Annotated in this window: 11 protein-coding genes; 7 read left to right on the top strand and 4 right to left on the bottom strand. The window is 34.1% G+C overall.

What is annotated here, in order from left to right; genetic code table 11:
- Positions 1 to 24: 24 nt before the first annotated feature.
- Complete coding sequence (locus tag NMY3_RS15540) at positions 25 to 1,113, top strand: tyrosine--tRNA ligase (protein WP_196816718.1); 1,089 nt, start codon at positions 25 to 27, stop codon at positions 1,111 to 1,113.
- Positions 1,114 to 1,266: 153 nt separating this feature from the next.
- Here the strand turns inward: NMY3_RS15540 and NMY3_RS15535 are convergent, their stop codons facing one another.
- Positions 1,267 to 2,088, bottom strand: a complete 822-nt coding sequence (locus NMY3_RS15535) for a class I SAM-dependent methyltransferase (RefSeq protein ID WP_196816717.1) — start codon at positions 2,086 to 2,088, stop codon at positions 1,267 to 1,269.
- An 86-nt stretch (positions 2,089 to 2,174) separates the two neighbouring features.
- Between NMY3_RS15535 and NMY3_RS15530 the strand changes: the two genes are divergently transcribed.
- The 4 genes from NMY3_RS15530 (at position 2,175) to NMY3_RS15515 (ending at position 6,556) form a co-directional block, all read left to right on the top strand.
- Positions 2,175 to 2,837: a hypothetical protein gene (locus NMY3_RS15530; RefSeq protein ID WP_196816716.1), complete on the top strand. Its 663-nt coding sequence runs from the start codon at positions 2,175 to 2,177 to the stop codon at positions 2,835 to 2,837.
- Positions 2,838 to 2,923: 86 nt separating this feature from the next.
- Entirely contained in the window at positions 2,924 to 4,924 is a 2,001-nt protein-coding gene (locus tag NMY3_RS15525; RefSeq protein ID WP_196816715.1) for an AMP-binding protein, read from the top strand.
- Between the two features lie 102 nt (positions 4,925 to 5,026).
- On the top strand, positions 5,027 to 5,887 hold the full coding sequence (locus tag NMY3_RS15520) for a DNA double-strand break repair nuclease NurA (RefSeq protein ID WP_196816714.1): 861 nt from the start codon (positions 5,027 to 5,029) through the stop codon (positions 5,885 to 5,887).
- A 261-nt stretch (positions 5,888 to 6,148) separates the two neighbouring features.
- Entirely contained in the window at positions 6,149 to 6,556 is a 408-nt protein-coding gene (locus NMY3_RS15515; protein ID WP_196816713.1) for a hypothetical protein, read from the top strand.
- A gap of 1,412 nt (positions 6,557 to 7,968) precedes the next feature.
- Here NMY3_RS15515 and NMY3_RS15510 read toward each other — a convergent pair.
- The 3 genes from NMY3_RS15510 to NMY3_RS15500 all read right to left on the bottom strand — a co-directional run bounded on the left by NMY3_RS15510 (position 7,969) and on the right by NMY3_RS15500 (position 13,890).
- The gene (locus NMY3_RS15510; RefSeq protein ID WP_196816712.1) at positions 7,969 to 9,288 is read right to left on the bottom strand and encodes a cupredoxin domain-containing protein; all 1,320 of its coding nucleotides are present in this window, start codon (positions 9,286 to 9,288) and stop codon (positions 7,969 to 7,971) included.
- Positions 9,289 to 9,633: 345 nt separating this feature from the next.
- Positions 9,634 to 12,387, bottom strand: a complete 2,754-nt coding sequence (locus NMY3_RS15505; RefSeq protein WP_196816711.1) for a glycoside hydrolase family 38 C-terminal domain-containing protein — start codon at positions 12,385 to 12,387, stop codon at positions 9,634 to 9,636.
- A 543-nt stretch (positions 12,388 to 12,930) separates the two neighbouring features.
- Positions 12,931 to 13,890, bottom strand: a complete 960-nt coding sequence (locus NMY3_RS15500; protein WP_196816710.1) for a GNAT family N-acetyltransferase — start codon at positions 13,888 to 13,890, stop codon at positions 12,931 to 12,933.
- 396 nt (positions 13,891 to 14,286) lie between these two features.
- Here NMY3_RS15500 and NMY3_RS15495 point away from each other — a divergent pair, with 396 nt between their 5' ends.
- Positions 14,287 to 14,499 carry a hypothetical protein gene (locus NMY3_RS15495; protein ID WP_196816709.1) on the top strand — a complete coding sequence of 71 codons (213 nt, stop codon included), beginning with the start codon at positions 14,287 to 14,289 and terminating at the stop codon, positions 14,497 to 14,499.
- A gap of 800 nt (positions 14,500 to 15,299) precedes the next feature.
- Positions 15,300 to 15,920, top strand: a complete 621-nt coding sequence (locus NMY3_RS15490) for a hypothetical protein (RefSeq protein ID WP_196816708.1) — start codon at positions 15,300 to 15,302, stop codon at positions 15,918 to 15,920.
- Positions 15,921 to 16,136 lie beyond the last annotated feature (216 nt).

Here is a 16,136-nt window from a genome sequence, read left to right as displayed (position 1 = left end):
TAATCTCCATACTAAAATTTTGTAATGGACGTTGAAGAGAAGATCCGATTAATTAAGAGACCTCCAACAGAAGAAATAATAGCGTCAAATGAACTCGCTACATTATTTGAAACCAAAACAACGCCTAGACATTATATCGGATTGGAAATTTCCGGAAGATTACATTTAGGTAGCCTTATAGTTACAGGCTTTAAGATCAATGATTTTCTGAAGGCCGACGTCCAAGCTAATGTGTTTCTAGCTGATTGGCATACTTATATCAATAATAAACTAAACAGTGATTGGGAATTAATTTCAAAAATTTCAAATTATTATGAAAAAGCATTCAAATTTTTTTGCCCTGGCGTTAACATAATTCACGGCACAAAGCTTTATGAAGAAACTGATGATTATTGGAAAAATTTTGTACTTTTCTCAAAGCAAATTACGCTCGCAAGAACATTAAGATCATTAACAATTATGGGAAGAACAGAGAAAGATTCACTTGATTTTTCACAACTTCTCTATCCTTCTATGCAATCAGTGGATATCAAAGCCCTAGATCTAGATATTGTACACGCTGGAACCGATCAACGTAAGATCCATATGTTGGTGAGAGAAGTTTTTCCAAAATTAGGTTGGAAAGTTCCAGTTTCCGTTCACCATCATTTGTTACCAGGTCTATCTGAACCTGTTTCTAATAGTATTACTTCTACTGCCGCTCCAACTTACACCACTACAGAATCTGACGATGGAGTCTTAGATGATGATCATAAAATATTTAGCAAAATGAGCAAGAGTAATCCTTCTAGTAGTATACTAATTCATGATACATCCGATGAGATTTCTAAAAAGATAAAAAAAGCTTATTGTCCTTCAAAGATTTCAGCAGGCAACCCAGTCTTAGAAATCATTAACCATGTAATATTCCATCAGTTTGATGAATTTGTATTGGAACGCCCCCAAAAATATGGGGGTAACATGTCGTACTTCTCGTATAATGAGCTTAAAAATGATTACGAACAAGACAAGATTCATCCCATGGATCTAAAGGCAGCCACTTCCAGGTATCTAGACAAAATAATTTCACCTATTAGAAGCTATTTGCAAAATGACAATCCAGTTACCATTTGATTATTACTCATTTACTTATCTATTTTAGAATCTAGCTGCTTATCTGGATTTCATTTGACATTTGTATCCCTTGATCCAAAATATTTTATTATTTTATTCTCTGATGTCTAGTACAATACATTCTATCAATCGATTGTGTTTCTACTATAATGTTCACTTGATCGCACGAATGTTTAGTCTAGTATAGTCTAAAGCATAGCCGGTACTATCTTCAGAAAATCCCTTAATATTCTTCTTTTGATGCTTAAAGAAACAGTCCATAAAGGAATTTACAATCTGATTGTCATAATCAGAAGGCAAATAAGATAAATATGGTTTCATTACCACCGTTTTCATAAATAGTCTATATTCCTCAAAACTAGAAAATTTTGCTATTTTTTTTGTCAGACCAGTTTCAATCTGTTTAAACCCCACCCTTTCCATTATTGAAAATGTTTCTTCAGCTGAAGCAAAATTCCATGGGTCCTTCCAGTCATGAAAATAGCCTTTGAATTTACTACTCTTTCTTGTCAAATCTAACATGAGCTTGACTGTTCCTAGATTTCCTTTACCTCCACATTGAATTAAAATTTCCCCGGAATGCTTTAGTAGTTGCCAAAAGTTACAGAATAGTTTGTAATGATCTTTGATCCAATGTAATACTGCGTTAGAAAAGACAACATCTACTGGTTCTGGTATTTCGACAGAGGATAAATCTGCATTGACAAAAATCACATTTTCTTTATCCTTTAGATTTATCTTTGCCTGTTCGATCATGTTTTGATCCAAATCGATAGCATAGATTTTACCATTTTTCAAAATATTTGAGATAATTCTGGTAACCCTACCACTTCCACATCCTGCATCTATTAATACCTCATTTCCCTTCCACTTTCTTTTAGCTAATAGTTCTATTGCCCAGGTTTCTTGTATGGATGAAACTTTGTGATAATTTTCCGCATCCCAATTTCCTCTTTCATGTCTTAAAGACCTCATTTGGTATAGTTTAAAATATTACATGGTTTCATTCTTAAAATTTTTCTAAACCATTTTATAGGCTCAAGTGATAAATTCTCATATTTATGAAAACTAGGGTTTTATACGCAGTCGGAATAGGTATAATAGTTATAGGAGTAGTTTTTTACTTGTTTAATATAGGATTTTTATCTCAAAATTCAAAATCAAACAATAATCCTGAATCAGTGGTCAACGGCACTAATGCGGTACCACCCCAGTCAAATCAGCCTTCAGCATCTAACTCGCCTGAAACCACCGAACTAACCCCTCAGCAGCTCAACAGCCAAAATTTATCTTTATCGATTAATTCGGTGAAAGTAGTACCAGTAAACAACGAATCTAGGTTGGAAACTGTTTTCACAGTATATAATCCAAATAGGGGGGCAGCAATCCTGGAAACTGTTACCTATAATGTCTACCTTGACAATGTAAGGATAGCTTCTGGAGATCTAGGATCCAGAACAGAGGGATTTGTAGATTCTCTCGAATCAGTGTATCCAATAATAGGAAATCAAAGCATCGTTCTTCGTGACAGGACACCATTGGACGAAGAAGGAAATTCACTTTTTGATTCTCAAGGAAAATTTTTACCTGCAATTGCAGATAATTCTAATTCCTCTACTTCCAAGGTGTATGACGTAAATGGAACCTATTTTTATACGCTGAATAGGGGAAGTGATGCACAAGTGAGGGAAAATGCGTTTGACTTTCAATATCCACTCAATTAATTTTACTACTTACATCGGAGGCAATTAAATTCACGATAAAAATAGACTAATATATCTGAAAAACATTTTAAACGATTAAAATATAGATGGTCAAAAAACAAAGGGTACCCTACTATTCAATTAATTCATCTAAATCGGAGCAGACTAAGGATAATAATTTAATTCGATTTATGGAGAAAAATAGTATTGATACATTGGATGACTTGTTGCAGAAATCTGTAGAAAATATTGAATGGTATTGGAAGGCCGTAAATGAGGATCTTGGAATTACATGGAGGGAACCATTCAATAAAGTAGTTGATGTACAAAAGGGTTTACCATGGTGTGAGTGGTTTGTTGGTGGAAAATGTAACATTATCGATAATGTTATTCAAAGTAATACCAATAAACACCCAAATAAAACTGCATTTATCTTTGTAAACCATGATGGAATAAAGAAACAGCTTAGTTTTAAGGAGCTGGAAATAAGGGTAAATGTATTTGCTAATGCATTAAGAGATATAGGAGTTAAAAAAGGTGACGTAGTAGGAATTTATCTTCCTATGAGAATGGAATCATTTGTTGCACTTTATGCAATCTCAAAATTAGGAGCGGTTCATGTACCTATTTTTTCCGGTTTTGGTAAGTCAGCACTTGAACAGAGACTCGTTGATTCAAATTCTTCATTTTTAATTACTAGTGATTTTTTTCAAAGGAGAGGTAGTATAATTAATTTAAAAACACATTGGGAAGATGTGTTATCCAATACTTTTGTAAAAAAAATAATTGTGTCAGAAACTGAGGAAACTGAGGAAACTGAGGAAACTGAATCTGATCTTCTTCCTAACGATAAAGTCTTTTCCTTTAAACGAATTTATGATGAGGCATTTAGAAAACATGATCCAAACAGAAAATTCGAAGCGGAACTGATGGGATCTAGTGATCCTTTATTCATTTTATACACTTCAGGAACGACCGGAAAACCAAAGGGTACAATTCAGACACATGGAGGATTTTCTATATTTTCTGCTCATCAATCATCATACTTGATAGATCTCAAATCTACTGATACAATTTTTTGGTATGCTGATATAGGTTGGATTACTGGTCAAACATGGATAGTTTATGGATCTCCTATTATAGGATCAACTGCTGTCATTTTTGAAGATACGCTGGACTATCCATCTATGGATTATTGGGCAAGGCAGATTGATGATCTGAATGTTACAATATTTGGAGCTGCTCCAACGGCGATAAGACAATTCATGAGAAATAAGATTGATTTTTCAAAATTTCACTTTTCTTCCCTTAGGCTACTGGTTTCCACGGGCGAGCGATTGAATAAGGAAGCATGGGATTGGTATTTTTCAAAAGTAGGAAATAATCGTTGTCCTGTGATAAATTTGTCAGGTGGCACTGAGATAGGTGGAGCCATTCTAAGCATGCTTCCATTCTTAGATAATGTACCTACTTCTGTAGGAGTACCCGTACCGGGATTGGATGTTGATATCTTAGATGACCAAGGTAAGTCTGTCAATGAGGGATATCTTGTAATTAAGAATCCTTGGCCTGGGATGACCAAGGGTATCCTAAATGATGAGGAAAGATATATGCATACATATTGGTCAAAATTTCCTAATATTTGGAATCATGGTGATAAGGTTCGAACTGATTCACAAAACATGTGGTATATCTCTGGCAGAGTAGATGATGTCATGAAAATTTCTGGACACAGGATTGACCCTAGTGAAATTGAAGAAGTATTAACTAGCTATTCTGGAATTGTTGAGTCAGCTGCTGTTGGCATTCCAGACGAATTAACCGGTGAATCGGTATGTATTTTCTGTGTTTTAAATAATGCTGATACAACAAACCCGACAAACTTTTTGATAAAAAAGGATATTGAAAAACTTCTGATAAGCCGGATTGGTAAATTTCTACTTCCTAAATCTATTTATTTTGTTAACGAACTACCCCGGAATCGATCAGGGAAGATATTGCGAAGATTGATGCGTAAGAAACTCTTAGATATTGACATTTCAAAGGATGACCTTTTGTTAGTCGAAAATCCTGAATCCCTCAAATCCTTCTCCGTTATTAAATCATGATTTGCCTTGTACTAAAAAAATGAATTTTCCCAACCCTTTGGCTCGTCCCTTGCTTGTTATGAATAATAAATAAATTTAGTCCTTGAGTTGGATATAATATTGTTGTCTGATCTTTACCTGGATGCTATCAAAAATAAGGAGAAAAAGCTTTCATCTATACATGGAGATGAATTTGATGATCTTTTGAAGATCGCATCTACTAAGTGGGTGGAATATGAACCGATCAGAAAACCGTCCTTGAGTGTGGGTATTGATAGTAGCTGGAATAAGAAATCCTTTCAAGGAATCGATCTGTTTGTTATTGATAGCGTTGCAGTAAGCTCGCATAATCACATGTTGGCATCAAGATGGGATTATGGGATCTCTAACATTACCGGTGATTCTCTGAGTGCTAAAGCTATGAAAATGGAAATCGATCTAGCCAAATCTGTATTGGATCAAAAACCAGATTATGTTTGTGTCGATGGATCCATAATATCTAATTTAGTTCATAACAAAAATGCAACCTATAAAGAAAACGTGCGAGCCCTCTTTGATAGTAATGATGAAGAGAGCGATGTTTTGTTTATTTCAAAAAATTCTACATCAAAAACCCAGTTCAAAGAATATGGATCGCGAGCAGCTGATATTTATTATTATAATAAGTTAGGTCACAAGACCGGATATAGTCTTGCAAACAAAAATAACTTTATCTCTGATAGTTTAGATGTGATTGAGATATATGCAAGGCTAGCTGCCTATGTTCCCCTTATAAAGATTGAAATTATTAATAGGGCAAATATTGCTCAAACTGAAATTCAAAATTTGATTGATGGTTTGTGCTATCACAGTATAAAGGGCTATCCTTATTGTCTGAAGCTTGCCCATCAGTCTTGTAAAATAACCAACAATGATGTGAAAAGACTGGCCAGTCTATATGGATTTAAGAATGAGTTTGGATCAAGAGATTCGCTAAACGAATAAAGTCAAAAAATGAACGAAGGCCATACGAATGGTTTACCCAGATGTGCTGCAAATAGACTAATTGTTTATTTAATCAGTTAGTTAGGATTAGAATTTACTACTGTGCTTAGTACCACTTGATACATAAAGGAATGGTTGATACTGACCTTTAAAAAGTAAAACCACTAATACTAATGCCGAATCAAGAAAAAAATCTGTGTTGGTATCTAATCATTTTAGTATAGAACACTTAATTGCTTGAATAATATCTATCAATAAGATATGGGGCGTTGGGACGATGGAGGATCGCCTGATAATGGTAGATCGCCTGATAATGGTAGATCAGGCAAAAAGCGAAATTACTTTAAATTAATTCGCAGAATAATCTTTGTTGGCTTTGCTGTAGTTGCAGCAGTCGTCTTGTTTGTATATTTTTCAACAGCGGGATTAAATATCGAAATAATCCAAAGGGGAGGTCCTGTCGAAACAATAAGTGTAAAATTAAGTAACAATAATTTCAATTCTATCAATAACGTTACTGTCCAGTTTGATGACGATCCAATTCAGCCTTTAGGAAACATGGGACCATTTGCATCCATCTTTGTATCTCCTGATGGGGGCGATTCTAATTTCAAAAAAGTAGTCGTAAAAGCTAATAATGGACAGATTGAGGCAACAAAAAATAGGTAGTACTTCTACTTTAAAACTATGCCTTTCCACAATCCTCTTGTGATTGGCTGTTTCGACATTTTCTTAATATCTGCTCTACTCAATATTTTGATCAAATTCATGCATGTGTGGGATTACTAGTATGCATGTAAATAATGCTATCATATTATCTTCGTCTAACATAATCCATTGAAACCCACCAACAAACCAATTACTGCAATACTTTCAAACAAGAATACAAACAAAAGAAATTAATTATTTAATTTATTTCAAAACTCTGCATTTTCATCATCAAATTGTGCATATGCTCCTTGGATCACCTAATACTTCGTTGATAATTTGATGGGGTTCAATACTATTGCTGTTTCCAGATGATTCTGCCATGTTATTGCAATTTGCTAAATGAATTTGTAGGTGCAAGTTGCAATAAAGAGTTAGACATTTTGAACATAGACATCTTGATTCGTTCTTGCAATCAGGGAAAGTACACACCGACACAGAATTAAATCGATTTGTCCAGTCATGGTTTGCTACTTCCATTCTAATACACAAGTATTGGATAGAGAAAGTAATATAAAAAAACAATGATTTTAGTGATATTTGTTAATCATTTGAAGCATTTTATTGAATAAAATACAAAAGATTGGAGATTTGTTTATTAATTATCCAAATAAAAATAGATGACTAAAGTAAAGTTTGGTTTCACATTATTGAACCAAAACGGCATTTTTTTTATTATAAATATGATTTTCGCTATATTAGTACGTATTAGATTAATTCTAGCCAATAAATGCCGAAATCAGTAAGTAATATATAGGGGTTGCTTACAAGAATCTATATGGAATTAAATGATACATGTGAAAATTACGGCGAACAAATATGTGACTGCGGATTTTGCTGTCAGGATGGCTAGAAGGTCACACCCTATGTTGATGTCCTCAAAGGACGTCTTACTTCTATCAATTATCGATATACTCATTACATATCGATCATAAGAAATGACAAACTAGAACAAAAGTACTTTTTTATGAACCTTGGGCGGATAATCAAAGAGAATGGGTTTTTGCAAGTTCCTGATAACGACCCACTTATTTTTAAATTATCGGATTTATCAATCAAATCAATTATGATTCTTATTTTAGTAATTATATGCAAGATATTTAGTTAGTTACCCAGGAATATCATAATACTTGTTGAAGGGGTGTTCTTAGTCCATGAGTGAAGTAATCAGACTTTTGATTACACTTCCTTTATAAAATTTTGTCCCTTAGCACTATCATTTTCTGTTTGTCTTCTAAATATGGTTTGGTTGTTCTTTTTTAGTCAATTAAATTTAATATATATTTTCGAAGAATGATTCAAAAAAATAAGAAATGTTTCTAGATGGAATTTTAAATGTCGTCTTTATTCTAGTGTTGTCATTCTTGAGTCTTCTAATCACATGTAGGTAATATTTCCATACTAGCTCCAGGCGTATCTGAGCAGGGAGTCAGTGAAGTAACTGTTCCGATAATTGGTTGTCCAGCAAAATGGTGATCGGTAGCTTCGTGATCTACTGATATAGTTATAGTTTTACCTCCACCTCCAAGATTAATTGTTGAATCAACTCCATCCCATGTAATGACTCCGTTAGAAGCTACGTCCATTTCTCCATCTATTGTTAATATATTATCAGAAGGCAGTTCTATATCGTCGCGTGAATCAAAATTCAAAAAATCATGTGTATGACCAGTAGTACCATTAAACCATGCCATGTTTGTGACAAAATTCTTCATTTCGCCATTTTCTACTATCATACTCCAATCTCCAGTTGCATTCCAGGGACTTGCTGCCGTTACAATGTAGGAATTGATTTTTCCACTTGCTTTAAAACTATCGATGGGGCCATGTTGTGGTATCTGGAGTTGTTCTTGTGTGATTTGTTGTTGAACTGGTTGCTGCTGAACTGGTTGCTGCTGTTGCTGATCCGTAGTAAATAACTGGGTATTATCTCCTGCTACTCCAGTTTGAGGTTGATTAAAACTGCCATCATTGGGCGTGTTGACATTATTTGATTGGAATGTTTGAGCTGTCGATGATTGCAAAGGCTGTTCCTGTTGAACTGGTTGCTGCTGAACTGGTTGCTGCTGAACTGGTTGCTGCTGTTGCTGATCCGTAGTAAATAACTGGGTATTATCTCCTGCTACTCCAGTTTGAGGTTGATTAAAACTGCCATCATTGGGCGTGTTGACATTATTTGATTGGAATGTTTGAGCTGTCGATGATTGCAAAGGTTCGTTAGTCAATGAAGTCCCGTTTCCCGTATTTGCATCGTTATTTGGTGTGAAATTATTATCAGCAAAATTACCTGTTGTACCAAATCCAGGCTCTGTATTGTTCTCACTCACGGTTGTAATCTGCCCTCTAATATTTGTCCATATTGGATCATAATAGTCGATTACACCAGGTGAGTCGAAAGTTCTATTATATGCCTCATTTGTAGCAAAAAAATCTCCATAAAAGACATTTGTTGGGCCAGCCTCAGGGGTTCCGGACACTATTTGATGATATGCGGAATCTTTGTTGAGCCATACAACAGTAGCCCCTACTGGTATTGTAACGTTAGCTGGTTCTATGGGGCTTAAACTATTACTATCAGTTGCACCTGGGTTAATTGTAAGTGTGAATTCTCCTTCTTGAGCATTTGCTTCTGACTGTGCAAAACTTGCAATGCCAATCAGAAGGAAGATTGTAGCCAAAGTTAGTAATTTCATATATGTTAATTTTCTAGATAAAAAGACAGATATATATCTATGATCCTAATTGCCATAGCTAGTAAGCAAACGATGCCGATTTCTAAAATAGTTTATACCCACATCTCAACGTCTCGTGGTTAGTTTGAGTATCCATTTTTTAAATAAAGTCCATAAGAATAAGGTCTACTTCAAGATCTAAACCTAAGTTGATTTCTATTTTTAATATGATTTTATTGAGAGGATCGATCTTCAGATGATCCTGACTATTTTCTACTCGTTTCTATGTTTTAGTGCTTATTGGGATTGGGTATTTTCCCAAGAAAATTTGAAACATGCGGATTCATCATACATTTGCAATTGCCTTCAAAAATCAAATTCTATTCTTAAAGTGATTATCTTAAAACCATGAATCGTGAAGTTAAGGATGTTTTTGTTTGCACCAGAAATCGCTATGTCTTTATCTTCATCATCACGATTATCACCATATATATCACCCTTGACATCCTCAATCAGGTTCACATATAATGCCGATTTCATAGGGTAATGGAATTTTATGTCTGCAGTGACTGTTTTGCCCTCAGTTTCATATAATCGTAATATTACTACTTTAGCATCACTGCTATGGCTAGAATCTTGTGGGAGTTTGAGCGTACTTAAAATCACATTCTTTGGTGATATAGACAAAAATGAGAAACCATTCGATAAAGTTGTATCAACCATGGTGTCTGCAGAACCAGCCTCGTTTGTAATGGGGCTCCATTTAGGCTGTTCTTTGTTTGAAATATGAATTGCTGTTGGTTTCATATTAAAAGCTATCCCTTCTTTATAACTTGATGCATCGCGCCAATCTCCGTCATGCGGGAGCAGCGAATATTTGAAAGTATACGGTCTCTTTTCTGCTGCATCAGGGGTGGCAATACAAGGACCCTTGGTTCCATCTCCAGAAAGTGTTTCTACTCCTCTTAATAGTGTGAGGTACATACTATTGTCCCTAATTTCATGTGATGGTATTCCTAAATGGGTCAGTGTTACGCCCATATCTTGTTCTTTGTTGGAAAAGTCTATCCATTCTACAGAAGGAAATGTACCGCTGGGTATTTCTTTCCATTTCTTTAGTACATCGGGATCTTTGTTTAAGTAAAATAAATTAGTTGGTCTTTGGATCGCACCAAACTGCGTGCCGGTCCAATAAGTGTACCCTTTAAATGGTACATCAAACTTGACTCTAATTCTCACATGGGGGTGGTTATTTTCTATATAAGTTGTGCAATCTATTCTAGACAGTCCCTTGTAGATGGATATTTCTTTCCTTACAGTCAAGAAACTATGCTGGTAAATAATAGTTGGTAATTTTTCATTAAGTCTATATGGCCAACGAATAGCGTAATATTTGTTTTGAAACACTATTTTAGTTCTGATCTTTCCATTCAAAACACTGTATTTTTCTTTTTTAAACACTCCAAATGGAATGCCCTCACCACTTTCTGATTTAATTATCCCAGTTACATCTTTATGGTAGTACAAGTCCCCTAGTTCTTCTTCTATACGTACTTCATTGCCAATGAAATATAGGCGATCAGCCTTCATTAGTGTAAATATCCCGGTCTCAGCATCAATCTCTAATGTGAAATCGTCAAACGTGAATTTTGTTTCATAGGATCTTGGGTATGCAAGCAAGGGTGAGTGATCCATATTATTATTCTTACCTTTCTCCTTCTTCCTGAATATTATTTCATAAGCGGAAAAACCAAGAGATGGTATTCTCGCAACGAATCCTAGCTGGACACTTTTTATTCCTCGATCTTTTTCATGTAATTCTAAATCTAATATTTCTACATCAACTATTTCGTTACTATTTATAGTTCTAAGTTCCATTATTTCGATTGCCTCGTCAATATCAAAGTTGACTCTTGCTTCTACCCATTCCTTCGTGTCCCATGACACAGAATTGAACACTAAGATGTGATGTGCTTTATTGTCCTGTCTAAATAATATCTTTGATAATTTATTAATACATTCCATGTAGGATTTTTTTAATGTATTCTCTAATTTATCAAATGCAGATCTCATCTCATCATATACTGCATCAATACCAGTACCAGGTAAAGAGTCATGCATTGCAAAAAATAGTGCTTGCTTCCAGTACTTTTTAAGGTCGTCTGTATGATCATTTTCTTTTGATATCAAATGAAGTATGGTATTCCATCTTTCAAGCATGAGTAGGTAGGTTTCAAATTCCTTAAATCCCTGTTTTATCCATGATCTTGTTGAAGTACTATCTGGGAATACAAATGATGCTTTTCCCGAATACATCTCTCCTTTTTTTATGGACATGTGGATATTTTTTTCTTCAATTTCTTGTTCTAACGCTTCAAAGAATTCTGAAGGGGTCGACACCTTCATTAATGGATTTTCAATGATACTTTTGGCAGATTCATTATATTTGTCGATAGTGTCGCATAATTCTGGTTGCGGAGGTGTGGAACCACTGCCAGAAGGCATTAGGACGTGTCTTGTAGATGATTGTCTTCTAAGTTGTTCAAAAGTTTCATGTAAAAGTGACAAATCTAATCCAGCCCGATAACCTAAGGGCATCCAGTGGGACAGTATAGATGTACCATCAATGCCTTTCCAGTAAAATTCAGAGACTAGTGGCTCTGTTACTCCCCTTCTAAAGGCGAAGTATTTATAACCACAATCTTTTAGAATTTGTGGCCACTGTGCATTGTAACCAAATTCATCTGCACCCCAGGCAACTAGAATATTTTTTCCAAATTTCTCCTTTACATAATTTTTACCTTCGAGAATTTCTCTGATCAAAACTTCGCCTGATGGAAGCATTACATCTGACATGAGATATTCTCCTCCTGCAATTTCTATTCGCCCATCTTTGATAAACTGTTTAATTTCGGAAAATAATTCCGGATAACTCGTCTCAATATTTTCTAAGAGATAGGTCTGTTCAATTATAAATTTGAAATCTTTTTCATTTTTTAAAATTTCAATAGCTTTTTTTATAATAAAGTTACAATTAATATCAAAATTCTCTTCTTTACTGAAAATCCAAATAGCATCATAATGACTATGAGGAACGACATGCACAATAGATTTATTCAATTCTATGATGTGTTACTTGGAGATATGTAAGTTTTACCTACCATTGATGAATTCTATTGAAATAGAAGATTGTATGATACTAAAGGCGCTCAATACAAATCAATACTCTTTTGAATGAAAAACGAGATGCATGTCTTAAAAAAAAGCGAATAGAAACCATACTCATAACAAAGGATTCAGTAATGTATGTACTTACTCTTGGTCCTTCTTCCCTTGATTTGACAGTACTAAACCTTTTATTTTTCACATAATCATAGATTCACAAAAAAAGTATTTGTCATCATGATTAGTAGAACGATATGATCGATTTCAGATTTTCATTATTGATTGGAATTATTTTCAAACCCAAATCATAATTTATCATAATAAAGCGAGGTTTGAGACAATTACCTCAAGATAACAGATTAGATCTAAAACTTTATCCCTTCATGAAACTGAATGAAAAATCTGAGTCAGATAGATGAAATAATGAGTTGGATTTATTATGTTGAAATATAGGTTGCTATGTATATCAACCCAGGGTATAGACCTAGCATTTGACTCCTATCGCCAATCATCAATTATAAAAGTGGAAGGAGTATTGTATCCTTGTTTGTTTCCTTTGTGCATGGATACTCCTTGGAACTCTGATTTGAAACCATAGTTGATCATCGCTTTGTAGGCCAAGTGTCGTTCCATGTTACTACCGGCAGTAATTTTATATATACCTTTTTCTAATGCCATCGATTCTACAGAATTTAACATTCGAACAAAATTTGAGTGAGAATTATTATTTGTTGATATAGCTGCAAACTTGATATAACAAACATTGCTGCCTGCCTCCGTCCCCTTGCCGTAGTGACATATCGCAATTCCAGTTAACTTGTTTCCAGAAGGATCATAAAGTAATATTGTGTCACCTAACTTTTGACTGTCAACAGCAAGTATTTCTTTTTGCAAATCTAGTCCTGGAAAAATACCATTGGTAAGATATTTACAGTCATCTAAAACTAATGACTTTACATCATTTCGTATTTCAGTAAACCTGACATCATGAGGCTTTTCATGTTTCTGAGATAATTCTAATCTCTTCTCGTCATTTTTTTCAGTAATTGTTTTAGTCATTATGGATGTTAGAAATCTTGGCCAAAAATCATATTTTTGATACAAATAAACATGTTTTGGGCTTTGAGCAAACGTAAACAATCCTGCGTACTGGATTTCAAGTTTTGCTAATCGTTCTAATACAGGGATAATCAAATGCTTGGCAATCCCTTTGTTCCAATAGGTCGGATGGATTGATAGGGGACCAAAAAACCCAACGCTACCCCAGTCAGTAACAAAATTTGACCCGACCAGGTTCCCATCAATCTCTATTGCAAACGCAGAATTTGGGTCTGTGGTATATCTAGATCTAACAAAATCTGAGTCGCCAAAAAAGGACATGGGATCATCTAGACCCATAAAGGTACCAAATGAGAGTCTGAGTATAGTGTCTGCATCATCAAGGTCATCTTCTCTCAAATTTCTCACATTGACATTCATAAATATTCTCTAATACAATCGTACTTGTATTATTAATATTATTTCTTTATTGGAAACTGCTTGGGAATTGATTACAATGCTTAATTTTGCAATTAATTTAGGGATTGGGTCGGTACTTCGGTAGGTGGAATTGGCAACTATTAACTAAAAGAATGTGAAATACCAAAATCCACAGCTTAAATTACTTTGAATTAGATTTATTTAGCCAATCTAGACTTCCATTTATTCTTGACATGAAACCATCTAAACTCATAGCGATAAAAATTTTTACTTTAGGTTTCCACGACCAGTCTAATCTGGGCTTGTATTATGGGAGTTTACTCTCATTATAAATTTGACCGTTTGTTACTATTCAAAGGACTTTGATTAATAAGGTTGTCAAAAATTGAACCTACAAAAATAGCAATAAAAATTGCTGAATTCGTATATTTCTGCCTTGCAAACTCGAAATTCTTTTTTTATCTTCAAATGATGAAAAGAACAAGTGGAAAGGTGGTAAGTATAGTTGAAAATAATCTTACTCTTAACGTATCTGTAACTAAATTTGAAAACCAAGAGCTAATAGACTATTTAGAACCTCAAACATAGAAATGGGAAGAGACGGTAGCAGAACACATTACATCCATCTATTACATCCCATTCCTACGAAAATCTTATCGTATCAAAGTTTATGTTGACTTTGTATACCTAAAATAGTATTTATATCATATTCTTATTTTAAACAGAATAATAGAATATGATAATATTTAGATATTTTTGAAGCTGATGTCCTGTAAATGTTTTTAGATGAACATGAACTATATCCGATGTTAATTCTAGGCTATGTGATGTTTCATTTGGACAGATTTGGTTGGTCTTGAGGTAACCTATCATCTAGTAAGTGTTCAGTATGTTATGTTCCTATGTCCTATGATAGTTGGAAAAGGAATCAAACCAATTTTTAATGGATTTGAGGATTCGAAGATTTTCGAAGTAAAGACTATAAACAAAAATAGAAAATGAATTTTATTCTCAAATCTTCTCTGTGTATTATTTGTTTGACTGGGATTTAAAACCAAAGATGTAGACTTGGGTATAGACTTGATCTAAAAGTTACCTTTCTCTTTAATCTATTCTATAATTAACAAAAATTTATTTATTAGGTTTACTTTTGGGACAAGAATTCGAGAATGAGGCAACTTATTGGCTTGAGTAAGAACTAATATGGTTTAACAAGAATAATTAACCTACCAATGTATTTTATTACCAATAACTCTAAAATATAAAGGCTGGAGGGGAGGAGACAAATCATAAATATAAATTCAATTGATTTTATTCTATCCCATTTCAAAAGTACCACTAGCAGTATGTATCCACGCAAAATGATGACCTTGACTTCGAGAGGTCACATGTCAATCAATTCAAAAGATGAGATATCACAAAGATGCAGAGAAGCAGATTATAAAGAATGCCTGATAAATGCCTATCCTGAAATTATAGAAATTAACGGAATGCTTATTCAATCACCCAATTTTATTCTCATAGATCTGGATCTTTCACTTTGTAAAACTTGCGTCTACCCAATTAGAAAACTCAATTATATCTTAAAACAAACTCTAATGCAAATAAAAGAAGAAATCCACGGCCAACCTACCGTGTTATGGACCGGTAGTGGATATCACATTTATTTACCGGTACAGGTTCCGATTCTAGAAACTGAATTTGAATTTTCTAAAAACAGATTTCAGAATCTATTTTCATCGAATAGTCGATACCATGATTACTATATGTCAGAAGTTTTTATGCAATTTGCGGAGAGATATTTGACAGGCGGAAAGTCTGATCTTTCACATCAGCACAGATTTTCAAACAGTATGGTCAGAATCCCGGATACTTACAATATGGATAGTTTGAGTAAAGGAATGGGTCTAGAAGAATCGCGGGTTAAAATCCTCCAAGAATGGGATGGAAATCTGATTGAAGTAAAACCAATAATACAAGAGTTTAAGGTTTGGCTGGGCCAGCAATGAAATAAACAAGATTTTAAGAAGAAAAAGGAAAAAACATTTTAGCAAAAAAATTCATGAATATTTATAATAGGAGTGACAAACTCTCCATATCATTTCTAATCCTCTTTATGCTTTCCTAATTCCATTATTTAGATCGTGAGATTTAGCTTTCTCTTAGAGACTGAATCCATGTTATTAAAAATAGTAAAGTGATCTTACTCTTTCTCTTCTTATTTC

Source organism: Candidatus Nitrosocosmicus oleophilus (assembly GCF_000802205.1).
Classification (GTDB): Archaea; Thermoproteota; Nitrososphaeria; order Nitrososphaerales; family Nitrososphaeraceae; genus Nitrosocosmicus; species Nitrosocosmicus oleophilus.
The sequence above is the reverse complement of the archived record's forward strand: the minus strand, read 5'-3'. Positions and strand labels throughout refer to the sequence as shown.